We start from the raw sequence: 23,718 nt of genomic DNA on the forward strand, positions 1-23,718 counted from the left end.
TAATAACTTGTGCGGAAATATGTATTTTACTTTATACTTGTTTTCTAAATTAGTAAAGGCTAATATAATGTTTATTAGTAAATGCTAATATTTAGGATGTTTTACTTATACCGTAAAAATATTTTAAATATTCGCTTCATTTTTTAAGGAAATAGTTATGACAATCAACGAAGCTCTCAGATTAATTGCCGGTATCATGATTTTACTATCACTTTTTTTAGCGGTTAATTATTCTCAAAATTGGTTATGGTTTACCGTCTTTATTGCTGTAAATTTAATACAGTCATCTTTCACTAAATGGTGTTTAATGATGACAATTTTAAAAAAATTAGGCTTAAAAGATAAGAATGCCAGCTGTAATGAATAAGCCAACTAAATTTAGCCTAATATCAATCGGATTAACTTATTAGTCTGGTTGCTATATTTATCTATAGAGGAATGAGTATGTTAAAAACGATACCTGAAGTAATAGCACAAGCACGAGAATCATTAACTATTATTGCGGCAGCAGAAGCTGTTGCATTAGCTAAAGAAAAAAATGGTGTGATAATTGATGTACGAGAGCCCAGTGAATATGCTGAAAAATCGGCTGCGGGCACTATCAATATTCCTCGTGGCTTGCTTGAAATGAAAATGCTACAAATGTATCCCAACGAAGCGCAGCCAATTTTTTTACATTGTGCAACTGGCGCACGTGCTATTTTTTCTGCGGAGCAATTAAAACGAGTTGGCTACCAAAATGTTTCAGTAATTACTTCGAGTCTGGATGATATTTGTAACGCTTGTTGTTAATTATTATAATTTAGAGTCAGTATATATTAAAGAGGAAAAAATATGGCAGCTCCCGTTGTTATAGATTATTACAGCGATGTTCTATGTGTTTGGGCATGGATAGCGCAGCGACGTATCGATGAACTTAATGATAAATTGTCGGGTAAAATTGAGTTGCGATATCATTACCTTGATGTCTTTGGTGATGCCAGTAATAAAATTCCTAATCAATGGGCTGAACGTGGCGGATATGCGGGGTTTGCAAAACATGTCATTGGCTCTGCTGCGCCTTATCCTGATGCCCCGATAAATTCAGATATTTGGCATAAAGTTCGCCCAAATACTTCGGCTAATGCGCATTTAGTACTGAAGGCCATTGAACTGAGTTACGGCAAAGTGAAAAGCATTGAAATGGCTTTGTTAATACGACAAGCCTTTTATATTGATGGACAAGATATATCACAACTTAGCTTATTATTTTCGTTGATTGAGGCCGCAGGTATTGATGCTGAAGATATCAATAAGACATTGTGTGATGGAAGCGCAATGGCCTCGTTAATGGCTGACTACCAACAAGCGAAAACGTTATCTTTGAAAGGTAGTCCATCTTACATTATTGATAATGGTAGGCAGGTACTTTATGGCAATGTTGGCTATCGGGTGTTATTAGCAAATATTGAAGAACATTTAAAACAACCAACCGAGGAAGCGAGTTGGTGTTAAATACTTTTCTACTCGATTACGGGACAAATCAGTGGCAGCTATCAATTGGACAGCGGGCGTTCAATGCTCCAGTAGGCGAGCTGTCTTTTGACCTAGCACTCTCTGCGATTGTAATAATAGTCATTATTTGCGCCTAAGTGTCTCAATAATCTGCGCATCCACCACATTATTTCAAAATTTGGCGAGTTGCAATGGCGCCATCCCATGATTCATCTCGCTGTCGAACTACTATTAGAGGAGAAAAATTCAGGCGTTAATCTTGGAGGCTTTGCTCAATATAAGGGCCTTCGAGCACTGATAATTCATCCTGACTATGGCTGATGCTACTCATCAGCATAAAAAGTAGTAGAGCTACCGGGATACAAAAATGTTTCAAGGTTATTCCTTATTTAACCTGAGGTTTGAATAAGAGTTTTGTAACTTATTGAAGTTAGGTGAACAAATTAACTTAAAGTTCCAGTGACGAAATTTAAGTGTCTATTAAGATATTTTTACAAACCAATAACTGGTTATTGGGAGTAAAAATAACGCTGATAGGCGCTTAAATAGCGTTATTGGGCAAATTCGCTTATCCGAAGTTCAGGTTATTTAACAAACGCCGGCAGGATGACTTTTGAAACCTGAGAAAATATAGTATCTTCACTATCATGGCCAGTGATCACAACAACCAAATCAAGATCATCAATCACAATTATGCGATTTCCACCAGCACCCCAAGCCACTTTGATATCGTAGCTTTTATCACCGAGCTTCACATCTGTTTGATACCAAAAATAGCCATAATTAAAGCCGTCGGGTTGCCAATCTTCTGCAGCTTTAGTTATTCCGCTGGTGGCTTTAGCTAAATATTTTTCTGAAATAAGTTGTTTGCCAAGCCATTGACCTTTATTGATGACCATTGTTCCCAACTTAACCATATCGCGTGCTGTCATGCTTGCTCCTGAATCACCTATTGGCAGGTCACTGAGGTCATTTCGCCAGCTGTAATTATTGATCCCTAGCTTATCGAATAGTTCGTTTTTAATAAAATCTTTAGCGGAGCCTGGCACGACAGCATCAAGTACTTGCATGACCATAATCGGATCAGGGCCTTGATATTTATATATCTGAGATTCTGAGGTAACAGGCTCACTATGCTCAAGAAAAGCCTGAACTTGATCTAGGCCTTTAAACTGTTCGGGATTTCCCCTGAATTTGGTACTCTGTTCATCGCTAAAACGAAGCCCTGAGCTCATCGTCATCGCATGATGAAGGGTTATCTTTTCTACACCATCGACAAATTTAGTTGGATCTAGGCCTTTAAAAAAGCTGATCAGTGGCTTGTCCAGATCGGCCATAGTCAGATAACCCAACTGAATAGCACGACCGAGCGCCAAGCTAGTGTAACCTTTAGTACCAGAATTTTGAAAATGAGGCAGGTTGACGCGACCGCGCAAATAATAGGATTCAAAGATTAGCTTACCTTGGTGGGCAATAAGTAGGCTATCGTATTTGCCATGTTTCTGGTCGGCAATCTCTTGCGCCAGCTGTAAAATCATCGCTTTATTGCCGCCATGAGCTACCAAATCGCCAACCGCTAGACCGTCTTTTCTATCCGCGGGTGTTGAATCGATAAAGGCTTTTTCAAGATAAGGCAGATCCCAAAATGAGAGTTTGGCATTCACGGCTGAAACTTCCGGTGCGAGGCTTTCGGTTGCTTTGTTACCTTTTTCGGAATTTGCTGTAGCTGTATTGATAAAAACAAAGCTGCTTACAACGCATAATAGTGCTGCAGCGATGACATTTTTTAAGATGATTTTCATAGTTTTTCCTATAATTTTTTATTATCAGTACTTAATTTGATTCGAAGCAGTAAGCATCTTATTTACTATAGAACTGCGATTTTTATGCTAGTTATATGGCTGATTATTTGGATCTAAGCGTCTCAATAATCTGCGCATCGACCCAATAGATGTCTATATTACCTTCACCAAAGTCTCTATTAAAAAGTATGTACTTGCCATTAGGGGTGACACTCGCATAGAAATCCGCTTTATCGGAATTAACCTTGTCACCCATATTGATGGCTGGTCCCCATAAACCATCTTTTTGCTTGAAACTAATATAGAGGTCCGTATCACCATAGCCACCTTCTCGCTCACTATCCCAAATCAGGTAACTTTCGTCTGGCGCGATAAAAGGATGGGCAGTCCATTTGCCAGTGTTGACTATTGACCCCATCTTTTTTGGCACCTGGCGCTTGCCATCCTTGAGCGAAGAGATGCGGATCATGTCATTGCTTTTATAGTCATCAAACACATAGGTGCCCTTTGCGCTTGCCGTCAGGCGCATAATTCCCCAATCCTTTCGGTCAAACATCGGCCCAAGGCTTTTACGTTCTGACCAACCGTCACCCACACGTTCTTTGTAGCCTTTAGCCATATGCATGCGCTTTCCGTCAGGCGAGAACGTGATTTCACCGGTCCGCGGAAATTCAATATACTTCTTCCAGATATTGTTTTGCAGGCGAAAGCCGGTAACGGTGGCCTTTTTTCGGTTTGTAGTGAAGTAGAATTCCTTCATGCCGGGCGAAAAAACGCCCTCAAGCTCCCAACCGTCTTTAGATATAATGCCCGGTGCAAAAGGCTCTGCCACCATGCCTGGTGGATTTTGTCCCATATAGGGACCTTTCAGGATTGGAAAGTCATCCTGACTATAGCTTTTGCTGCTAATGGTTAGACTAGAAAGCAGAACAGCGATAAAAATAACAATAGATTTCATCATTTATTTCTCATTTAAGATAAATTTTTATTTAAGGTTAATGGCTTACTCTTTAGGCCTAAGCATCTTGATAATCTTTGCGTCTAGCCAATAGATGTCACCATGTCGATTAAAGAGCAGGTATTTTCCGTCTGGCGTTACATAGGCACCATTTTCCTGAGCATCGGTGTTTACTTTATCACCTAAGTTAATAGCGCCCCCCCATGAACCATCTTGCTGCTTGAAACTAATATAGACATCAGATTCGCCAAATCCACTCTGTCTTTCACTATCCCACATGATGAAAGACTCATCGGGAGAGATGAAAGGGTGGGCAGTCCATTTTCCTGAGTTTATCTGCGATCCCATCAATTTCGGTGGTTGGCGTTTGTCATTCTTAATTGTTGAAATGCGGATCACATCATTGTTTTTGTAGTCATCAAATACATAAGTGCCTTTGGCTGATGCAGATAGGCGCATAATGCCCCAATCTTCTCTCTCAAACATGGGCCCCAGACTTTTTACCTCCGACCAGCCATTACTGGTGCGTTCCATATATTTATTGCCCAAATGCATGATCTTACCATCAGGCGAAATAAATGGTCGACCTACTCTGGGGCCTACTACAGACTCATGCCATTGATTATTTTTGGATTTAAAAGTGACTAACGACCACTTTTTAGTTTTGTTGTTTTTTCTAGTAAAATAAAACTCCCTCATATCCGGAGTAAAGAAACCGTTACCGTCACGATGTTCTGTCGACACAAAGCCAGGGGCAAAAACCTCAGGCGTTAAACCCGGCGGCTTTTGTCCGAGATACGGGCCCTCCAGAACAGCAGGCTTATCATGGCCATAACTATTGTTACTCATAGCGATCACACAAAGCAGCAGAGCAATAAAAAGTGTAATTTGGTTCATTGTTTATTCCTCCTCTTTTGACAAGCTTGATAACCATTTCACACTACGCACGCCCAGTATAGGAAATGAGTCGCTATGGCCAGAAGATTCAATCGCTACGTGCTTTATTGATGATAATCCTTGATATTTTTTAGCTTTTAGCTTGGTAACAAAATCTTCGATATGGGTGCTCAATTCCCTCTCCAATTCGCCATATGAAATAAAAAGGTTGATCGCTGACGCTTTACTTTTTAATGCCGCATGTTCTAGAGAAAAAAGTAAGGGAATATCTCGCCAAAGCGAAGGACTACCAAGAATGTAGTTTTTAAAGGTATCGGGTTGTGCCATTAATATATAAGCGCCAAATCGTCCGCCAGCGGAAAAGCCAAAATAAGTGCGATTATCAGGATCAGTTCGGTAATTTTTTTCTATGGCCTTAATCACATCGTTACGAATAAAAGTCAGATGATTACTGGCCTGCCCAAGCTGATATTTAGCCTGAGTTTCTGGATTGCTTGACTTACTTATTGAATAATCTCTATTTCGACTGACGTGCTCCCCATGTTCTTTCTTTAAATCTTCATTAATATCCTTCTGCCAAGAAATTCCGACCAAAATAGCGTCTTCCATCATAAATTCAGTGGCACCGGATAATAATTCTATTTGCCATAGTGCATCAGTAAAATAGATGACAGGATAGGTCTTTTCTTTATGTTTTGAATATCCCTCAGGCAACTTAATATACAACTCATACTGTCTATCGGCCTGTTTGTCTTTAATCGGTAAAACTTGTATTTTCGATAAGGTGAAATCACTTGTCTCATTCACCTTGCTTGCCTGGGCAGCTAAAAAAGGCAAGAACAATAAAAGCACTAGGGTATAACTCTTTTTCATATTCATTAATTAATCTCTTCCGGTGTTTTTCATGGGGGTAACACAACATATATCAGTTAACGTTCGCTCTGTTAAAACAAGCAAGGATTGAATGTAAATGAATCGACATTAAAATACTTGACGTTATGATGATTTTTACCTGACGTCTTGATGATAATTAGAAAAACAACCTATTATCAGATGGTTAAATAAATCAGTTTAGCTGGTGTTAGAGGTGTGTTAAGGTGATTTATTTCGTTTAGACTCACTTTTGAGTACAGTTTTCATCCGCAATAGAGGTTATATGGCAGAGCAATATCGGATTGGTGGTTTTTTTATCGATTTATCCAGAAATCAAATCACTCAAAATATGCAATCTCAGGTAGTTGCTCCCAAAGCTTTGGCAGTGCTAACCTACTTGGCTGAAAATCAGGGCAAGGTGGTTAGCCATGACGCATTATTAGAGAAAGTCTGGCAAGATACTGTGGTATCAACGAATACATTACAAAGAAGCATCGCCCAATTAAGAAAAGCGTTGGGTGACGATGGTAAAGTCCAAGTCTATATTAAGACCCATGCTAAACAAGGATATAGCTTGGAGTGTGATGTTCAATGGCCTGATAATGCCAATTCGACAAGTGCTGACTCAATAAGCATCAACACCATGGAAGAAAAAGTAGTTGACGAAAACCGAGCTGACGAAAACTATGCTAAAGAAAGCAAAACGAATGAAGGTGTTACTAAAAAAAGCGACATAAGTGCAGCCATTAGTGGTACCAATACGGTGCTGCATACAGCCACTAACACGGCAACCACATCCGTAACTCATTCTGCAGATAGGTCAATATCGACAAGGTCGGATTTAAGACTCATTGCTATTATCTTTGGTCTAGTGATTTTGGGAATTATTGGATATCAATACCTCCCTGCTCAGCAACCTTCGCAATTAACCTTTGGAAAGTTACGTGCATTGACCTCAACGGACAATAAAGAATTAGCGAGTATTTATTCGCCTGACGGAGAATACGTTGTGTTTCACCGTTATTCAGAAGAATTTTGCATTAATAATGTCTGGGCAAAAAACACCCAGACACAGCAAGAGTTTCAGCTAACAAAGAACTTAGATTCATATGGTAGTCATAGTTTTTCTCAAGATGGTAAGAATCTTGTGTTTATTAAAACTGGCGGTTGTAGTAATCCGAACACACAGAAAAAATGTTATAAACTGATGAACTTGGATTTTAACAAGGCTCTGGTGTCGCCTCAATCTCCGAGTGTATTGATGGAATGTAACAATTCAGAAATACGAAGTCCTAAATGGTTAAATAATGACAATATTGTTCTATTACAGAAGTTTTCAGATCGTTGGAAGTTAATCAGTTATTCGGTTAGTGAAAACAAAAGCCAAGACCTCTATGCGCTCGATGATGGCAATATAATCGACTATGATTATTCGGTCAAAGACGGTTTAATTGCACTAACCAGTTTTCATAATGATGGCTATTATTACATTGAAGTACTCAAAGCCGATGGTCAGGTTTTATCGAGTCATCGAATCAAATATCCGCAGGAAATAGCAAACTTTAGACTTGTCTATCCCAACTTTACTCCTATAAAAAACAAACTCATTTTTAGCACGGGTAAACAGTTATTTACACTATCTTATGATGGCCAAGTAACCAACATCAGCTTATCTATTGATGAAGCAATGGGAACACCTACATTTCATCCAGATGGCGATAGAATGATCGTCATTAAAGGGCACTATGATAGTGACATAGCCTCAGTGCCTCTTTCACAGATAACATCGGTCCAAACAACAAAGATTCAAAGTGAACCAAACAAAAGTTTTTCAGTTGTTCAACGCTCGATACTCGGTGAAGACAAAGCCAAATTACAACCTAATGGAGAGTTAATTGCCTTCAGCTCTGAACGTTCAGGAGAAGAACAACTTTGGGTAACTGACGGCAATGGCTCACAACAACTTACCCACTTTCCCATGGATACTTATTTATCTGGGCTGGATTGGGCGGCAGATGGTAAAAGTATTTTAGTTAATGCCAACTATGCTCTCACTCAAGTACATCTGGATTCAACGCAAAAAACCTTCCCATTGGAATACGCGGTTGTTCGACTTTTTCAATGGGATAGTAAAAACAACAGCGCTTTAGTGCTTATACGCATCAAAGGCGTATTAAAATTCGCCGAACTTAACTTAACTAACTTCAAGATCCATATCATTAAGGAAGAGACGGTTAGTTGGGCGCTAAAAAGTGAAGACGGTCAATTAATTTACAAAGATCACATGGACAGGTTTTGGCAGCCAGGGCCAGCTGAAGATAAACTTATTGAAGCGTTAAATGGTCAAGGTAGTGCTAAACAGGGATTCGTAATAAAAGACAATGTTATTTATGGTATCAATGATGATTTTCAATTGTGGTCGTATGCGCTTAATGAAGAACTATTTACAATCATCGGAGCGTTACCTAGGAACGTAGATAATTTGACCGACATCAACCAGACACAGGTTTTGATGACAGTAAGGATTTCCTCAAACAAAGAAGTGGCTGAACTCTATTTAAGAGAATAGGGTAATTCTAAAAATGGATTGCCTAATTAATAGCTCTTTACAAATAGCTTAATGTGTAAAGAGCTAAGCCAAATAAGTTGATAACATTTAAGTTGATTAAATAAGACTACTCAATAGTGATGAGTAGCCACAAAAACTTTTACAGCCAGCTTGGGGTAATATCTTGTTTGATAATATCTTCATAACTTGGGCGTTTTCGTACCACAGCAAATTCATGACCCTTAACCATTATTTCAGGAGCTAACATGCGCGTATTGTAACTTGACGACATAACCGCACCATAAGCGCCACTACTCATTATGGCAATTAAATCACCGGCGTCAGATTCATGCACCTGTCTCGCTTTGGCAAAAGTATCACCGGTTTCACAAACAGGACCAACCACGTCATAAGTTTTTAGCTCATTATTGCCTTTATTCACGGCGATAATTTGATGAAATGCATCGTACATACTCGGTCTTATTAAATCGTTCATACCCGCATCAAGTAATAAAAACTGGCGTTCTTCACCCGTTTTTACAAAGACGACACTTGAGACAAGAATACCGGCATTACCTAATAATGAACGCCCTGGCTCAATAATGATTTTACAATTGAGATGTCCAAGTTGTGCCTTAACCATATCTGCATAGGTTTTTTTACTTGGGATCACTTCATCTAGATAGGTAATACCTAAACCACCACCGACATCAATCACACTAATGTCATGGCCATCGGACCGAAGCTCAACAACAAGCTGTGCAATATGTTGGTAAGCTTCTTCAAAAGGAGCCAAGCTGGTTAATTGCGAACCTATATGTACATCAACACCTTGAACTTTTATACCGGGTAACGATGCTGCTTGTTTATAGGCTACTCTTGCCTTTGAAATAGGTACGCCAAATTTATTTTCAGCTTTACCGGTGGAAATTTTTTCATGGGTTTGCGCACAAACATTAGGGTTGATGCGAAAAGCAATCGCAGCCGTCTTATTGAGTGACGAGGCTACTTTTGATATTAATTCTAGCTCTGGCTCAGACTCAACATTAAACTGGAAAATACCTAATGATAATGCATAGTTAATTTCTTCCTGTGTTTTAGCAACACCAGAATAAACAATTTTATTGGCTGGAATGCCGGCCATTATTGCACGGCGAATTTCCCCCATTGATACCACGTCAGCGCCTGAGCCTAATTTGGCTAAAGTGGCAAGAACCGCCTGGTTACTATTGGCTTTTACCGCATAACAAACTAAAGCATCTTGTTCGCTAAAAGCGTTTTGATAATCTTGAAAGCTTGTTTCAATAGCGGCACTTGAATAGCAATAAAATGGGGTTTGAACCTGCTTGGCAATAGTGCTAATAGCAATATCTTCAACAAACATTTCATTATTTTTGTGCGGGAAATAGGTAACTGGTGTCATAGGGTAATCATCGAATATTGAGCAAACATAATGTAGCTAAACTTATGCTAACTTGTCGTACTATTCAAGGGCTAAGTGCAATATCGTCAAGGTAAAATGTTATAGCTCATAACTGGAATCTACGAGGTTGGACTATCTTTAGTACTTTTCACCCAATCAGCCGGTAAAGTTAATGAAAAAATCACACCCAAATAGCTAAAAATAACCATCAACCTATGTAGTTTACGTTGATGGTATCTTATGTGTTTATTTACTCAAAATAGTCGTTAACTTGACTACTCTAGATTAGATTAGCTTAGCTTAGCTGAGCAAGGGCAGACTGTAACTGATCAAGTATGGTTGGGTTACTAATCTCTTGTTTTTCACTATCAAAATTATCAAAAAAGCTAGGAACTGATACGCTAGCTTTTACATCACCAGCAAAATAAGGTGCAGAGCCAGTCGCTGCGGTTAATACTGTATTGGCACCCCCTGGACCTGGTGAAGTGGCCAGCAATACCATGGGTTTGTTTTGAAATAATTTCTGGTCGATACGAGAAGTCCAATCAAATAAGTTTTTATAAGCCGCAGTATATGAGCCGTTATGCTCAGCAAAAGAAATGATAATAGCATCTGCTTGACCCAATTTAGCGTAAAAAGCTTTTGCTGCATCAGGTTGACCTAATACTTCTTCTTTGTCTTGACTAAATAAAGGCATTTCATAATCGTTAATATCTAATATTTCTACCGTGGCACCAGATACTAAAGAGGCTGCGTAAGTGGCCAATTTTTTGTTGATTGATTTTGAGCTACTGCTGGCTGCAAAGGCTAATAATTTCATAATGATGCTTCCTTATTTATACCTAGTTAGGTATCTAAAATGTTTAATTAATGACTAAATACTTTGGCTTAGACATTTGATATAAGTATTATATAACTATAATTTAATGTAATTAATACCCTTAAATGATAATGACTTTTTCCATATGACTTATAATGATGATTCAACACTTTTCGATGGCATGGTAGTTTTTACCCAAGTTGTTGAGTGCGGCAGTTTTTCAGGTGCAGCGATAGCCACAGGTCATTCAAATTCTTACATTAGTAAAACAGTGAATAAACTTGAAGCACGTGTTGGAGTACGTTTGTTAAATCGTACCACACGTTCTATTAGCTTGACTCCTGAAGGACAAGTCTATTTTGAGCAATGCCAACAATTAGTGCTCGATGCTCATGATGCGATATCACTGTTAACTCAAAGTCATATAGAGCCGAAAGGTTTACTTAAAGTCAGTTGTCCTACTTCGTTTGCCGAAAGTCATTTACAAGACGTGGTATCAGAGTTTATGCACCAGTACCCTGAAGTCAACTTAGTGTTAGATTTAAATGATCGACAGGTAGACTTAGTTCAAGATGGCTTTGACTTAGTTATTCGAGCAACAGAGCAATTAGCTGAGTCAAGTTTGGTTTGTCGTAAAATATACAGTTGCAAAGGTTATACCGTAGCATCTCATGACTATTTACAACGTTTTGGTGTGCCACAATTACCAGAGCAACTTAGTGAGCACCAGTGCATTTGTTATAGTAATTTAAAGCAAGCGACTAAATGGGTGTACAGCCGCAAAAATGGCACTGATAGCCAAGTTGAAGTGAAGGCAAAGCTTTTATGCAATAGCGCAAGTATGGAATTAGCCATGGTGCTTGCAGGTCATGGTATTTGCCGATTACCTGAATTTGTTATGGAAAAAGCACTGAAAGATAAACAGTTAGCGATATTATTTAATGATTATCTTGCGCCTACTATTGATGTTTACGCCATTTATCCAAGCCGAAAACATTTGTCACCTAAAGTCCGATGTTTCATTGATTTACTCGTTGAAAAAATGCCTAAAAAGGTAGGCTAGTTTCATGACTTTTGGGTGGAGGTCTTAACGGTGATTTAACAGGTTTTTTAAAAGGTATAGCTCACTTATATTCAGTAGAATATCTCATACATTGAGTCAGTAAAGAACAAAACTCATTAAGCTCTCGATCAATCGCTGTTTCAGGAAGGAATAAGTGATAACCCAATGCTTTATGTAACACAGTACAGTGATGAAGAAATGCGGCTAATGGCCCTTTCAATATTTCACCGGAAGGTAAAACAAAAGGCTCAAAATTCAGCGTACTTTGCTCAAGAGTGAGTAAATTCATCTTAATAGCAAAAGCTAATAAAGGTTTTTGTTCATGAATGAGCCGATTAGCCAAACGCGGAGAAATCTGATCAGCAAGTGACGACAGGTCTATCAGTCGTATACCTATGTATGGCAACTGTATTCTCGTTAAGCCAAAGGTTTCATTCATTAATGATATCCGCTGTATTTGCGGCCAATCAAGTTTCCAGTGGCCGTATCTATGCTGATATTTGATGCCCTTTGGGCTAAGGCATAAACTATAAAGAGGTTCAAGATACTTGGCTAAACCTGTTATAAATATCACTAATGCAGACAGGTAGATAAAGATGATCACCAGGTGAAATTGTCGCCAATAACCTTGGCTAAATAAAATGGTTGATAAAGTAATGATGAGCGCAACGAGCATTAAAAAAAACGCATGGTGATTACTCTGCGCTTTAATATTGATAACAGGTAATTCTCTTGTCATTATTACCTCTTTAGCTAATTATCAAACTAATACCTTAGCGACAGGTCTTTTTATAAGCCTTAGTATATTTTTTCTTTTCTGCTTTAAGTTGATCTTCACTTTGGAATGAACGTTCGCCCTTGGGTGATATGACATAAATACGGCCACCGTGTTCAATTTTTGCGAGTTGACGTTTTATGTTATCGCAATAACCTTTATTTTTACGAGCTTCTTTAGCCTCTTTTTGAGTTTGTTCAGCCTTATCTTGCTTAGCTTTATTGTAGTCTTGCTGCCATTGATTATCTTGGGTGACTGTATTGGCAATATTATTATTTTCTTTCAGTTTTACCGTGGTTACTTTTTCATCATGAACTGGTTTGTCGCTATAGTGGACCTTGCCGTTTTCATCGGTCCAAGTATAAATTTCAGCGCTAGAGTTAAATGATAATGTAATGCTGGTAACTAGTAAAATAGTGCCGAGTAGTTTTAAATTTTTCATAAAGTCCCTTTTGTAGATTAATACTTTCTATCTAATACTCATAAAGATAAAATTTTTCTGTGTACTTATTTGTCGTTAACAGAGTCTGATATTGAAATAATAACATAGCTTTATTAGCATGTGACAGCCTGCTATGATTAATTTTTAGCGCTTCAAAAAGTAAGACAAGGAAGATTTATAATGAAGGGGTTATGGCTATTATTACTGCTAGCTGGGTGTATTACTGTTTGCCAAGCAGGGCAAATGTATAAATATAAAGATGCCAATGGTAACTGGGCTTTTAGTGATAAACCGCCAGAAAAAGAGCAAGACTTTTCAACGTTACAATATACTCGTCCGAAACAACCAACGTCTAAAATTAAATTTTATAATGTAAAGGGTGAGGAAGGTTATATCCTCTATGCTCAAAGTGCTTTTTACACACCTATTGAAGTTGGCTTTACTTCTCCATTTAGCCAAGAGCGTATTAGTAAGGTCATCCCGGCAAGAGGTCGCATTGCTTTACTTGAAAGCAAGACAAAAGCACCTAAAATAAGTTATGACTGGGCATTGGGCGATCCCACAAGCGTTGCTGATGGTTACCAATATCATGCCCCTTTCGGTTCACCTAAAGGCCATAAAATTACTCAAGGTTTTAATGGTAAGTTTTCTCATACTAGTGAATACAGTAAGTATGCTGTTGATATCGCCATGGATGTAGGGACCTACTTAACTGCTGTGCGAGCAGGTACAGTTATTTGGGTTAAGGATGATTACCATATGAGTGGCACGACTCGTTACTTTCTTGATAAAGCGAATGTCATTCAAGTGTTGCACGATGATGGTACTTTTGCGTCATACGCACACATATTAATGGATACCGCATTAGTAAAAGAGGGCGATAAAGTGGCGCGTGGTGATCGATTAGCTCGCTCAGGCTCATCAGGGTTTTCTACGGGACCTCATCTGCACTTTTCAATAGTTAAAAATTCAGGCCTTAAAAACATCTCGATTCCTTTTAAATTTGTAGATAATAAGGGCTCGGTATTTACCCCAAAACGAGCAATGATTATGGTGGGTTCCAGTAAACCTTGATTTTAAAAAATATTGATTTTAAAAAAGATTGATTTATGAATAGGCTGCATGGTTTACAGGTATAGTTGAACAATGTTTAATCAAGGGTCTTCTTAAAGCGTAATGCAGCAACAAGTAAACCAAAACAAGTAAAACCAATCAACCAAAGCATATCAAAGCTCATCTCAAGGATAGCCACATCACGTAGTACTACGCCCCTGACTAATCGAATGAAGTGAGTAGCAGGCAACGCCTCGGCAATATATTGTGCTGGGAGTGGCATACCTTCATACGGAAACATAAAGCCAGATAATAATATCGACGGCAGTAAAATAAAGACAGTCATTTGCATTGATTGTAATTGGCTTTTGGCTATTGTTGATATGACTAAACCAAGCACTAAGCTGGCGCAAATAAAAAGCAAGGTTGCGACAGCAAGTTGTGCTAAACCACCATTAAATGGCACGTCAAAGAGCCAATAACCCAGCCCTAAAATAATACTGACTTGAATAATACCAATAAAAATATAAGGAAATATCTTACCAATCATCAATTCAAGTGACGCCAGCGGCGTGGTAATAAGCATCTCCATATTGCCGCGCTCTTGCTCTCTTACTATGGCGGCAGAGGTGAACATTATCATGGTCATGGTAAGTATTACGGCTACAAGGCCCGGTACTATATTGACGACACTACGTTGTTCTGGATTATAAAGTAAAGTGACCTCAAACGTAGGAGTATTGCGGTTGGCCGGTTTATCTAATAGCTCAGCTAACGGCATATTACGCAAACCTTTAATTGCCCCAGCTATGACGGTATCTGAGCCATCCACCAACCATTGCGCTACAGGTCGACTCGTCTCTTGCTTACTCGATGGCGGTAAACCAAAACCGACGCTGGGGTGGCGAACCAAACGTTGGCTCACGTCTGCTGGAATAATCAATACCGCGCGCACCTCACTACTATCTATGGCTGCTTGTGCTGCTTTCACTGAGTGATAACTGTGGGTGAAGGTGATAATGCCCGTAGCAGAAACCGTTTGTTGTAATACTCGGCTCAGTGATGTTTGACTATGATCGACTACACCCACTGGAATATTTCTAACATTGGTATTAATCGCAAAGGCGAATAATAGTAGTTGTACTAGGGGTATCATGATGACCATGCCAAAGGTCATTTTATCGCGGCTAAGCTGCAACAACTCCTTTATTACAATAGCTTGAATTCTTAACAAAGATGTTTTCATTATTATACAACTCCCTGACCGGTACAACTGACGAAGACATCTTCTAAGCTTGGTCTAACAATAGCCAATTTATCGGTAAGTTTTAGGCAGGGCTGCTGTTGTAATAGCGCTATGGGTTGGCTTTCATTTTTGCTAACTAAAACACGTAAGTGCGTGCCTAACTGAGCCGCTGAAATTACTTGCGGCAGTTTGATTAGGTTGTCTTTAATGTGACGTAAATTGTTCGCAGCAACTTCAACAACTTGTGCTGCCATATTATTCATTAAGGCCTGCGGTGAGTCATCGGCTCTTTTAATACCATTTTCTAAAATGGCGAGTTTATGACAACGCTCTGCTTCATCCATATAATGGGTTGACACTAAAATGGTGGTGCCTTGATCGCAAAGATCAAATAATTGTTCCCAAAACTCTCTACGGTTTTGTGGATCTACTGCAGAGGTGGGTTCATCTAAAAAGAGTAATTTAGGTCTGTGTATCACGGCGGCGGCAAGTGCTAAACGCTGTTTTTGACCACCACTCATGCTGCCAGCCAGTTGTTTACTTTGCTGGGTTAGTTGATGAGTGCTTAATAATTCACTCAAGCGTGCTTTTTGTTCGTTAGCCGTTAAACCGTAAATTCTACTGATAAACTGCAAGTTTTCTTTAACAGTAAGATCATCATAAAGTGAGAATTTTTGTGTCATGTAGCCAATTTTTAAACGCAGTTTATTGGCCTCTTGAGGTAAATGACAACCCAAAACATTGACTTGACCACTGGTTGGTTTTAACAACCCCGTGAGTAATCGAATCGCCGTCGTTTTACCTGAGCCATTAGGACCTAAAAAACCATAGATAGTTTGCTTTTCAACTTGTAAATCTAATGCAGATACCGCCGTTAATGCCCCAAAATCTTTACTAAGTTTTTCTGCATTAATGGCAAATTTATCATTGTTGCTATTACTATCGCTGGTACTCATGGCATTTGCACTTGTGCAGGAACGCCCATAGGAAGTTCTGCTGCGCTATCGGGTAATTGTATTTCAGCCAAATACATGAGATTAGCGCGCTCTGCTTGGTTCAGAGCGAAATAAGGGGTAAAAGCGGGCTCGGAAGATATCCAACGTACAGTCCCTATAATGGGATCAGCTAAGCCATCAACTTGCACCATTAATTTATCCGCTACTTTTATATTAACTCGATAGGGTTCAGGCACATATACGCGAGCAAAGGGGGCTTTTCCGGCTAAAACAATAGCGACAGGACTACCTAGTGTGACGCGTTCACCTAAATTCCACGGTAAGTTATCTAATAAGCCATCACGCTTAGCGGTAATGGTTAAGTCTTTAAGTTTTTTATTTTCACTATCAACGACTGCAATGGTGGTTGCTAAAATAGCTTCGGCAATTTGTAGATCTTCAATACGGGCGCCATTAATAAGTTGTAATAGCTTTTCTTGGGCGCTTTGTAATTTTGCGGTGTTTTCATCACGTGAAGCAAGGGCATTATCAAGCGTTGCTTGGCTTGCTAGCTCTTTTTTAATCAGTATTTTTGCGCGTTTATAATTAGCTTCACTTTTTACGAGGGCTGCTTTTGCGCCAGCAACTTGCGCAGAGGCAGCAGCCACTTCTTCTTCACGGGCACCATTATGCACTTTCTCTAAATTAGCTTTTGCCTGCTGCATTTGAGCTTGGGCTTTTGCGACGAGCGCTTTTTGAATGGTGTCATCAAGCTTTACCAGTACAGTGCCCTTACTTACTTGGCTACCCGCACTCACAGGTAAAGCGGTGATAACTTCATTGACTGTTGCTGTGTGAGCTATGCGTTCTCGCTCTAATGTTCCTAAGGCAAGGCCGGGCTTATTGTTATTACAAGCGCTAAGTGAAATTAGCGAAAGAAACAGTATCAATAGATTAGCGTAAGTAACGATAAACTTGGCAGGCATGATTATTTATCTCATTGAAATATAGATTAGTTTTTAGTGTAATCTCAATGAGTTAAAAGTCAATCCATTATCAGATAGTGAACTAGGGGCAGTTGAGTTTTTGATATTACTTTATAGTTGTTCGTTCGATATGCAGGTAAGCTGGAGTATGTTTTTTATACAACCAAGAGTAACCACAGCGGGATTGTGATCATGCTTAACAATGTTGTCACCACAACCGTTCCTGCGACGGTTTGTTGTTCTTGCTGATGTGATTTGGCAATTAAATATGCATTCACTCCTGTTGGACAAGCACTCAATATAACGAGTACAGTCACGCTCAGTGATGATAGCTGTAACCATACTTGGCTTGTTAGTAACACTAAAGCCGGCAATAAAACTAATTTGGTTAAGCTGGCTATACCAATGGCAAAAAGCTTATCGCGTACATGATAATAAGAAAGTGAAGCACCTAAGATGAATAAAGCTAAGGTGATCGCCGGTTTACCCATTAACATTAAACCATCAGCTAATATCGAAGGCAGTTCAATCCCGAGTAAGTTAACGATTAAACCGGTAGAAATACTGACAACCAGTGGGTTTTTAAGGTTCTGCTTGATAATTTCTTTACCGTTAAAAGAATTTCTGCCATTACGACTAAAGCTTGATATGGCACTTGTTAAGGTAAATAACAGAGCACTATGAAAAGTAATAATTAAGAATATTATGCCGAGGACTTGCTCACCAAATAAGGTTAATAAAATGGGCAAGCCAATAATTACCGTATTGGAATAACTTGCACCTAAAGAAAAAACTGCTGAGCCAGCCGTTGATGGAGGTTTTCTTCTCTCGATGAGAAAGTAATGGCTCAACCATGCGATGCAATAACAGCACAATACCGGTAAGTAAAACGCCGCAAATAATGCAGGACTAATTTGTTCACTGAATTTAGCCTGAGCCATTTGATAAAATAAAAAAGCAGGAATACTAAGATAAAAAGTAAATTTACTTAAAGCATCGACTTGAGCGCGATTAAGCCATTGGCTTTTTGCACAAACAAAACCTAATAATGCCACTAGGATAAGTGGCATTATGATAGAAATTATACTCATTGTATCTCAGAATGCAGTTGGAGTTATTAGTCGTACTGTTGCTCAAAAAAGCTTTCAATAATCAACCTTGCCGATTCAGCATCTATATTATCTTTTTTTAAGTTCTTATAACCACCGCGAGCAAATAACTGTTCTTTGGCATCAGCTGTGGTGAGTCGCTCATCTTGAAATTCTACCGGTATACCAAAACGACCATTAATTCGGTTGCCGAATTTCTTGGCATCCAGAGTAAGTTGTTGCTCACTACCGTCCATATTGAGTGGTAAACCAACGACAATAAAATCAGGTTGCCATTCTGTTAGGTATTTAGCTAAGTTGTCCCAATGTGGGATACCATCGGTCGCTTTTACCGAGCCAAGTGGTGTCGCACTGCCGGTCATTTCTTGACCTACAGCAACGCCAATATATTTTTTACCAAAATCAAAACCTATAACGGTACGTTGGCCAATAGGCGATTTAGTTTTAGTAGACATCTTTTTCCTTGGAATGTAGTCAGTATCTTATTTAGCTATGTTGTTTGGTGCAAAGTTAGGTGTGGCTGTTTTGTTTACTCTTGTTAAAATAGCTGCAATTAGGCATGCCCAATATCTGAAGATAAATGGGCGAGATCAATACCTAGCTTCTCTGTCGCTTTTTTCCAGCGCAGCTCTATCGGGGTATTAAACAGAATATCACTGTCAGCAGGTGTGGTAAGCCATGAATTTTCTTGCAGTTCTTTCTCAAGCTGACCAGGCCCCCAGCCAGCATAACCTAAGGTAACCATAAACTGTTCAGGTGCTTTTTCAGTACCTAACGCCATGAGGATATCTTTTGAGGTAGTGATCATTAATTCTTTATTCAGAACTAACGAACTACTCCAGCCTTTCTGTGAACTATGCAACACAAAGCCTCGCTGTTGGGCAATAGGTCCTCCTGTGAGTACTAATTGCTCTAAGCTATTAGTAATATCAGTGAGTGAATTATCAGTTAAGCCAATAGTTTTAGCGAGCTTACTGCTTGAACTATCATGTCCCTTAACTGATTTGTCATCTTCTTCTGGGTCTATTTGTTTAAGCAAGTCTGATAAGGTGATATTAACGGGCAAATTGATGATCAAACCCATAGCGCCTTCTTCATTGTGTTCACAAATATAAGTGACCGTTTTATTGAAATAGGGATCACCAAGAGAGGGCATGGCAATCAAAAACTGGTTCTCTAAACTATCCATAGATTGTGAATCACCAATTTTCAGCTCGTTTGTTAGCATTGTTTTGGATTTTGTTTTTAGTTCTAATTTTTGTAATTTTGCCATGCAATTCCAACTCTTATTTTTTGATGTTATCTTCAATAGCATCCATCAATTTGCCGCTAATGTTTATTGGATAAGCTGCTTCAATCTCACGAATACATGTCGGACTCGTCACATTGATTTCAGTTACTTTATCGCCAATAACATCAAGACCTACAAAGTATAGACCACGCTTTTTCAATTCAGGAGCAATAGCATCAGCAATCGCTTTGTCACTGACACTTAGCGGGCGGGCAACACCACGTCCACCAGCAGCCAAGTTACCGCGAGTTTCACCCATGGCAGGTATACGCGCTAAACAATAAGGCATCGGCTCGCCATTAACAATGAGGATACGCTTATCACCATCAGCAATCTCAGGCATAAACTCTTGTACCATGGCATATTGCTCGCCATGGTTAGTTAAGGTTTCTATAATTACACCAACATTTACGTCATCAGCTTTTATGCGGAAGATTGAAGCGCCACCCATGCCATCAAGGGGCTTAATAATAACGTCTTGCTGCTTTTTATGAAATTCACGGATTTTATCACTGCTACGAGTAACCAAAGTTTTAGGCGTAAATTCGCTAAACCATGCAGTAAACAGTTTTTCATTACAATCACGTAAACTTGACGGCTTATTCACAATGAGTGTGCCTGCTTCTTCAGCACGTTCTAACATGTACGTCGCGTAAATAAACTCGGTGTCAAAAGGCGGATCTTTACGCATCAAGACAGCATCTAATTCACTGACGGCTATATCTTGCGGATCAGATAACTCATACCAATGCTCACTATCATCAAAGACTTTGACCTTGTGCGTTGTGGCATGGCACTCGCCTTGCTCAAGATATAAGTCCTTCATTTCCATGTAGTAAAGTTCATAGCCACGTTTCTGGGCTTCAAGCATCATTGCCATTGATGAATCTTTTACTACGTTAACTTGTGAAATTGGATCCATTACGATGCCGAGTTTTATTACTTTATTTGTAGTCATTTTTTATCCTGTTCAATGTGATGTTAATCAATGAGTAATTTTTTAACGCTGTAGTTGAGAAAAACAACAATAAATTTAGTGCAAATCACCAAAGCGGCACTGCAATGCGGTAATTGCCGTTAATGCGGCCGTTTCTGTACGTAAGACTCTAGGGCCAAGTAGTACATCATGAAAGCTATTTTCGTTGGCTTGACTTATTTCTTCATCGGTTAAACCACCTTCAGGCCCTATTAGTAAGCGAACACGGGTGTTTTCCATTGGTAAACTCATGATGGAATGCTGTGCTTTTGGATGCAAATTAATTTTTAAGGCGCTTGTTTCCTGTTTTAACCAATCAGCTAAAAGCATAGGCTCTGCAACAACAGGCACGTTTGCACGGCCACTCTGCTCACAGGCACTAACGACTATTTTTTGCCATTGTTGCAGCTTTTTCTCAAGACGCTCTGCATTTAGTTTAACTCCGCAACGCTCTGTAAATAATGGCGTGATGGTATTAACGCCAAGTTCAACGGATTTTTGTAAGGTAAAATCCATTCTATCGCCACGAGATATACCTTGGCCTAAATGAATGTTGAGTGGTGATTCACTGTTATTTTCTTCTTGAGATATTATTGTTACGTTAGCCGATTTTTTACTAACATTACACAGTGTTGCTGTATATTGAAACGGTTCATCCCCATTAAATAGTGTAATCGAATCCCCCTCTTTTAGGCGTAAAACGCGCACTACATGTCCAAACGCGTCCTCAGATAATGGCACGGTTTCGTTAATAGTAAATTGACTCGATTGAAAAATTCTTGGATTACGCATAAATAGGGCTTAAAGGTAAATCATCAGTATTTAATTAAAATAAGGGCGGCAAGTGCAAAAAACAATGAATAAATGTATAAAGTTGTACTCTTTTATCAGTTTCATTTGACTCCCTATACGATTACTTGTAATTTCTTAGGCAATCTAAATAAAAAGGAATAAAAATGAAAAAAATTATACTTACCACGCTCGCGGCGGGTGTACTTTCGTTAGGTTTTGCAGTGCCATCAGTAAATGCTGGTGAAATAATCTCTGTTGATAAAAACTTTGCTAGCCCAATCATTTCATTAAGCGGTTACAGTAAAGTATACCTTGAGGATTTAGACCTATCTGCTACTAAAATAATCTCACCACCATGGCTTGAGAAAGACAGCTTCCACTGGGAAGTAACTGAAAGCAATTTAGCTCACTTAAAGAGACGATTTAAAGAAGGTGTTGAAGCGGGTTTGACTGAAAACAATGGTCGCTATGACGTTGTAGGAAAAGAAGGTAAGGGCGTATTAATTGTTGATGTAGAAATTATCAGCTTTATGCCATACGCTTTACGAGAAGATAAAGAAGCAACAACGAAAGGCTCAGGTGAGTTTCATTTATCAGTTCAGTTACGTGATGGTAAATCAAGAAGCTTAATTCATATTTTTGAAGGTACTGTAGCTGTGGGTTCAGATTACCAACCAAACACTGATATGGCACGTGCTGAAGATGCTAAAAGCTTATTCAAATCTTGGGGTAAGAGTTTACGTAAAAAATTAGATGCGGCTAACTAGTACCTGTATTTAATGGTATAAAACATAGCGCTTTAAAATAAAAAACCAGCTTATCTATTAGATAGCTGGTTTTTTTATGGACAGAATTTATAAAAAACTGCACCGTGACTCGTTAGGAGCGGGTAAGTAATGCTTTATCACATAGCCCCCTGTGCTCCTAGACTCTATTCGCTTTTTAACTATAAGCCGGCAGCTTTACGTAAATCATCTGCTTTATCTGTTTTTTCCCAGCTAAAGGCTGTGAAAGTATCATCACCAACAGTCATTTCAAATGGTTCACGGCCAAAGTGACCGTAAGCTGCAGTTTGCTGATACATAGGGTGTAATAGGTCTAACATTTTAGTGATACCGTAAGGGCGTAAGTCAAAATGTTCACGTACAATTTCAACTAATTTCTCTTCAGAAATTTTTCCTGTGCCAAACGTATCAATTGAGATTGATGTAGGCTCAGCAACACCAATAGCATATGAAATTTGTATTTCACAACGATCAGCTAAACCGGCGGCAACAATGTTTTTAGCAACATAACGTCCAGCGTAAGCGGCACTACGGTCAACTTTTGAAGGATCTTTACCAGAAAAAGCACCACCACCGTGACGAGCCATGCCGCCATAAGTATCAACAATAATCTTACGACCTGTTAAACCACAATCGCCTACCGGGCCACCAATAACAAAACGGCCTGTTGGATTGATATGATACTTAGTATCTTTAGTTAATAGCTCTGCAGGTAATACATGTTTAATAATGTTTTCCATTACCGCACTAACCAAGTCTTCTTGTTTGATTTCAGGATTATGCTGAGTAGAAAGTACAACCGTATCAATAGCTACAGGTTTGTTATCTTCATAGATAAACGTCACCTGTGATTTAGCATCAGGACGTAACCATGGTAAAATACCAGATTTACGTGCTTGTGCTTGGCGCTCAACTAAACGGTGTGAATAGTATAATGGTGCAGGCATTAACGTAGGGGTTTCGTTGGTTGCATAACCAAACATTAAACCTTGATCACCAGCACCTTGTTCTTCTGGGTTACTACGATCTACGCCTTGCGCTATTTCAGGAGATTGTTGACCAATCAAATTCATGATGCCGCAAGTTTCGCCATCAAAGCCAACATCTGATGAGGTATAGCCTATCTCACTAATCACATTACGGGTAAGTTTTTCTAAATCAACCCAAGCCGTAGTAGAAACTTCACCCGAAATGATTGCAACACCCGTTTTTACCATCGTTTCACAGGCAACACGGGCATTTTTATCTTTAGCGATAATAGCATCTAATACCGCATCAGAAATTTGATCGGCAATTTTATCGGGATGTCCTTCTGAAACTGACTCGGAAGTAAAAAAGTGTCTAGACATAAGTCCTCAGCAAAAATTTAAGTAATACAAAATAATGTGGAGATTCTACACTTGTTGAAAAAAACATTCTAGCATTTTCTACGCCTAGACGGCTAAACGTC

General features: G+C 39.1%; 25 protein-coding genes. 7 read left to right on the top strand and 18 right to left on the bottom strand.

What is annotated here, in order from left to right:
- Positions 1–157 precede the first annotated feature (157 nt).
- From CXF71_RS17235 to CXF71_RS17245, 3 genes are all read left to right on the top strand, one after another.
- Positions 158–367, top strand: coding sequence for a YgaP family membrane protein (locus tag CXF71_RS17235; protein ID WP_101234157.1), 210 nt, complete (start codon positions 158–160; stop codon positions 365–367).
- Positions 368–444: 77 nt separating this feature from the next.
- Positions 445–792 (top strand): rhodanese-like domain-containing protein, encoded by a 348-nt coding sequence (locus CXF71_RS17240; protein WP_101234158.1) that lies wholly within the window; start codon positions 445–447, stop codon positions 790–792.
- Between the two features lie 42 nt (positions 793–834).
- Positions 835–1,494: a DsbA family oxidoreductase gene (locus tag CXF71_RS17245; RefSeq protein WP_101234159.1), complete on the top strand. Its 660-nt coding sequence runs from the start codon at positions 835–837 to the stop codon at positions 1,492–1,494.
- Between the two features lie 253 nt (positions 1,495–1,747).
- On the opposite strand, the gene CXF71_RS21845 is transcribed toward CXF71_RS17245, so the two are convergent.
- The 5 genes from CXF71_RS21845 to CXF71_RS17265 form a co-directional block, all read right to left on the bottom strand.
- A complete protein-coding gene (locus CXF71_RS21845) occupies positions 1,748–1,870 on the bottom strand; it encodes a hypothetical protein (protein WP_269800821.1) in 123 nt (40 codons plus the stop codon).
- 208 nt (positions 1,871–2,078) lie between these two features.
- Positions 2,079–3,296: a serine hydrolase domain-containing protein gene (locus CXF71_RS17250; protein ID WP_101234160.1), complete on the bottom strand. Its 1,218-nt coding sequence runs from the start codon at positions 3,294–3,296 to the stop codon at positions 2,079–2,081.
- A 103-nt stretch (positions 3,297–3,399) separates the two neighbouring features.
- Complete coding sequence (locus CXF71_RS17255) at positions 3,400–4,254, bottom strand: PD40 domain-containing protein (protein ID WP_101234231.1); 855 nt, start codon at positions 4,252–4,254, stop codon at positions 3,400–3,402.
- Positions 4,255–4,299: 45 nt separating this feature from the next.
- Positions 4,300–5,151, bottom strand: a complete 852-nt coding sequence (locus CXF71_RS17260; protein ID WP_232771525.1) for a hypothetical protein — start codon at positions 5,149–5,151, stop codon at positions 4,300–4,302.
- A 3-nt stretch (positions 5,152–5,154) separates the two neighbouring features.
- Positions 5,155–6,030, bottom strand: coding sequence for an alpha/beta hydrolase (locus CXF71_RS17265; protein ID WP_101234161.1), 876 nt, complete (start codon positions 6,028–6,030; stop codon positions 5,155–5,157).
- 277 nt (positions 6,031–6,307) lie between these two features.
- Between CXF71_RS17265 and CXF71_RS17270 the strand changes: the two genes are divergently transcribed.
- Complete coding sequence (locus CXF71_RS17270) at positions 6,308–8,593, top strand: winged helix-turn-helix domain-containing protein (RefSeq protein ID WP_101234162.1); 2,286 nt, start codon at positions 6,308–6,310, stop codon at positions 8,591–8,593.
- A gap of 139 nt (positions 8,594–8,732) precedes the next feature.
- Here the strand turns inward: CXF71_RS17270 and lysA are convergent, their stop codons facing one another.
- Positions 8,733–9,995, bottom strand: coding sequence for a diaminopimelate decarboxylase (gene lysA, locus CXF71_RS17275; RefSeq protein ID WP_101234163.1), 1,263 nt, complete (start codon positions 9,993–9,995; stop codon positions 8,733–8,735).
- A gap of 295 nt (positions 9,996–10,290) precedes the next feature.
- Positions 10,291–10,815 (bottom strand): NADPH-dependent FMN reductase, encoded by a 525-nt coding sequence (locus CXF71_RS17280; RefSeq protein ID WP_101234164.1) that lies wholly within the window; start codon positions 10,813–10,815, stop codon positions 10,291–10,293.
- A gap of 145 nt (positions 10,816–10,960) precedes the next feature.
- Here CXF71_RS17280 and CXF71_RS17285 point away from each other — a divergent pair, with 145 nt between their 5' ends.
- A complete protein-coding gene (locus tag CXF71_RS17285) occupies positions 10,961–11,878 on the top strand; it encodes a LysR family transcriptional regulator (RefSeq protein ID WP_101234165.1) in 918 nt (305 codons plus the stop codon).
- Positions 11,879–11,939: 61 nt separating this feature from the next.
- Here CXF71_RS17285 and CXF71_RS17290 read toward each other — a convergent pair whose 3' ends face one another.
- Positions 11,940–12,617, bottom strand: coding sequence for a DUF2982 domain-containing protein (locus tag CXF71_RS17290; RefSeq protein ID WP_101234166.1), 678 nt, complete (start codon positions 12,615–12,617; stop codon positions 11,940–11,942).
- A gap of 34 nt (positions 12,618–12,651) precedes the next feature.
- Entirely contained in the window at positions 12,652–13,095 is a 444-nt protein-coding gene (locus CXF71_RS17295; RefSeq protein ID WP_101234167.1) for a DUF4124 domain-containing protein, read from the bottom strand.
- Positions 13,096–13,275: 180 nt separating this feature from the next.
- Here CXF71_RS17295 and CXF71_RS17300 point away from each other — a divergent pair, with 180 nt between their 5' ends.
- Entirely contained in the window at positions 13,276–14,169 is an 894-nt protein-coding gene (locus CXF71_RS17300) for a M23 family metallopeptidase (RefSeq protein WP_101234168.1), read from the top strand.
- A gap of 76 nt (positions 14,170–14,245) precedes the next feature.
- Here the strand turns inward: CXF71_RS17300 and CXF71_RS17305 are convergent, their stop codons facing one another.
- The 8 genes from CXF71_RS17305 to rsmE all read right to left on the bottom strand — a co-directional run bounded on the left by CXF71_RS17305 (position 14,246) and on the right by rsmE (position 21,483).
- Complete coding sequence (locus CXF71_RS17305) at positions 14,246–15,394, bottom strand: ABC transporter permease (protein WP_101234169.1); 1,149 nt, start codon at positions 15,392–15,394, stop codon at positions 14,246–14,248.
- Positions 15,395–15,396: 2 nt separating this feature from the next.
- A complete protein-coding gene (locus CXF71_RS17310; RefSeq protein WP_101234170.1) occupies positions 15,397–16,350 on the bottom strand; it encodes an ABC transporter ATP-binding protein in 954 nt (317 codons plus the stop codon).
- A complete protein-coding gene (locus CXF71_RS17315) occupies positions 16,347–17,315 on the bottom strand; it encodes an HlyD family secretion protein (protein WP_101234171.1) in 969 nt (322 codons plus the stop codon). The genes CXF71_RS17310 and CXF71_RS17315 overlap by 4 nt, the downstream gene beginning before the upstream one ends.
- Positions 17,316–17,470: 155 nt before the next feature.
- Positions 17,471–18,406 carry an AEC family transporter gene (locus CXF71_RS17320; RefSeq protein WP_101234172.1) on the bottom strand — a complete coding sequence of 312 codons (936 nt, stop codon included), beginning with the start codon at positions 18,404–18,406 and terminating at the stop codon, positions 17,471–17,473.
- A 26-nt stretch (positions 18,407–18,432) separates the two neighbouring features.
- Entirely contained in the window at positions 18,433–18,879 is a 447-nt protein-coding gene (ruvX, locus tag CXF71_RS17325) for a Holliday junction resolvase RuvX (protein WP_101234173.1), read from the bottom strand.
- A 98-nt stretch (positions 18,880–18,977) separates the two neighbouring features.
- Positions 18,978–19,613 (bottom strand): YqgE/AlgH family protein, encoded by a 636-nt coding sequence (locus CXF71_RS17330; protein WP_101234233.1) that lies wholly within the window; start codon positions 19,611–19,613, stop codon positions 18,978–18,980.
- A 97-nt stretch (positions 19,614–19,710) separates the two neighbouring features.
- A complete protein-coding gene (gene gshB / locus CXF71_RS17335) occupies positions 19,711–20,673 on the bottom strand; it encodes a glutathione synthase (RefSeq protein ID WP_101234174.1) in 963 nt (320 codons plus the stop codon).
- A gap of 75 nt (positions 20,674–20,748) precedes the next feature.
- Positions 20,749–21,483: a 16S rRNA (uracil(1498)-N(3))-methyltransferase gene (gene rsmE, locus CXF71_RS17340; protein ID WP_101234175.1), complete on the bottom strand. Its 735-nt coding sequence runs from the start codon at positions 21,481–21,483 to the stop codon at positions 20,749–20,751.
- Between the two features lie 164 nt (positions 21,484–21,647).
- On the opposite strand from rsmE, the gene CXF71_RS17345 reads away from it, so the two are divergent.
- Positions 21,648–22,250: a DUF3313 family protein gene (locus tag CXF71_RS17345; protein ID WP_101234176.1), complete on the top strand. Its 603-nt coding sequence runs from the start codon at positions 21,648–21,650 to the stop codon at positions 22,248–22,250.
- Between the two features lie 179 nt (positions 22,251–22,429).
- Here the strand turns inward: CXF71_RS17345 and metK are convergent, their stop codons facing one another.
- Positions 22,430–23,617, bottom strand: a complete 1,188-nt coding sequence (gene metK, locus CXF71_RS17350; protein WP_101234177.1) for a methionine adenosyltransferase — start codon at positions 23,615–23,617, stop codon at positions 22,430–22,432.
- Between the last annotated feature and the right edge of the window lie 101 nt (positions 23,618–23,718).

Source organism: Colwellia sp. 12G3 (genome assembly GCF_002836775.1).
Lineage (GTDB): Bacteria > Pseudomonadota > Gammaproteobacteria > Enterobacterales > Alteromonadaceae > Colwellia.

Coding starts and splice junctions, on each gene's coding strand:
- CXF71_RS17235 (WP_101234157.1), top strand. CDS start 158: ATGACAATCAACGAAGCTCTCAGATTAATTGCCGGTATCATGATTTTA.
- CXF71_RS17240 (WP_101234158.1), top strand. CDS start 445: ATGTTAAAAACGATACCTGAAGTAATAGCACAAGCACGAGAATCATTA.
- CXF71_RS17245 (WP_101234159.1), top strand. CDS start 835: ATGGCAGCTCCCGTTGTTATAGATTATTACAGCGATGTTCTATGTGTT.
- CXF71_RS17250 (WP_101234160.1), bottom strand. CDS start 3,296: ATGAAAATCATCTTAAAAAATGTCATCGCTGCAGCACTATTATGCGTT.
- CXF71_RS17255 (WP_101234231.1), bottom strand. CDS start 4,254: ATGAAATCTATTGTTATTTTTATCGCTGTTCTGCTTTCTAGTCTAACC.
- CXF71_RS17260 (WP_232771525.1), bottom strand. CDS start 5,151: ATGAACCAAATTACACTTTTTATTGCTCTGCTGCTTTGTGTGATCGCT.
- CXF71_RS17265 (WP_101234161.1), bottom strand. CDS start 6,030: ATGAATATGAAAAAGAGTTATACCCTAGTGCTTTTATTGTTCTTGCCT.
- CXF71_RS17270 (WP_101234162.1), top strand. CDS start 6,308: ATGGCAGAGCAATATCGGATTGGTGGTTTTTTTATCGATTTATCCAGA.
- lysA (WP_101234163.1), bottom strand. CDS start 9,995: ATGACACCAGTTACCTATTTCCCGCACAAAAATAATGAAATGTTTGTT.
- CXF71_RS17280 (WP_101234164.1), bottom strand. CDS start 10,815: ATGAAATTATTAGCCTTTGCAGCCAGCAGTAGCTCAAAATCAATCAAC.
- CXF71_RS17285 (WP_101234165.1), top strand. CDS start 10,961: ATGACTTATAATGATGATTCAACACTTTTCGATGGCATGGTAGTTTTT.
- CXF71_RS17290 (WP_101234166.1), bottom strand. CDS start 12,617: ATGACAAGAGAATTACCTGTTATCAATATTAAAGCGCAGAGTAATCAC.
- CXF71_RS17295 (WP_101234167.1), bottom strand. CDS start 13,095: ATGAAAAATTTAAAACTACTCGGCACTATTTTACTAGTTACCAGCATT.
- CXF71_RS17300 (WP_101234168.1), top strand. CDS start 13,276: ATGAAGGGGTTATGGCTATTATTACTGCTAGCTGGGTGTATTACTGTT.
- CXF71_RS17305 (WP_101234169.1), bottom strand. CDS start 15,394: ATGAAAACATCTTTGTTAAGAATTCAAGCTATTGTAATAAAGGAGTTG.
- CXF71_RS17310 (WP_101234170.1), bottom strand. CDS start 16,350: ATGAGTACCAGCGATAGTAATAGCAACAATGATAAATTTGCCATTAAT.
- CXF71_RS17315 (WP_101234171.1), bottom strand. CDS start 17,315: ATGCCTGCCAAGTTTATCGTTACTTACGCTAATCTATTGATACTGTTT.
- CXF71_RS17320 (WP_101234172.1), bottom strand. CDS start 18,406: ATGAGTATAATTTCTATCATAATGCCACTTATCCTAGTGGCATTATTA.
- ruvX (WP_101234173.1), bottom strand. CDS start 18,879: ATGTCTACTAAAACTAAATCGCCTATTGGCCAACGTACCGTTATAGGT.
- CXF71_RS17330 (WP_101234233.1), bottom strand. CDS start 19,613: ATGGATAGTTTAGAGAACCAGTTTTTGATTGCCATGCCCTCTCTTGGT.
- gshB (WP_101234174.1), bottom strand. CDS start 20,673: ATGACTACAAATAAAGTAATAAAACTCGGCATCGTAATGGATCCAATT.
- rsmE (WP_101234175.1), bottom strand. CDS start 21,483: ATGCGTAATCCAAGAATTTTTCAATCGAGTCAATTTACTATTAACGAA.
- CXF71_RS17345 (WP_101234176.1), top strand. CDS start 21,648: ATGAAAAAAATTATACTTACCACGCTCGCGGCGGGTGTACTTTCGTTA.
- metK (WP_101234177.1), bottom strand. CDS start 23,617: ATGTCTAGACACTTTTTTACTTCCGAGTCAGTTTCAGAAGGACATCCC.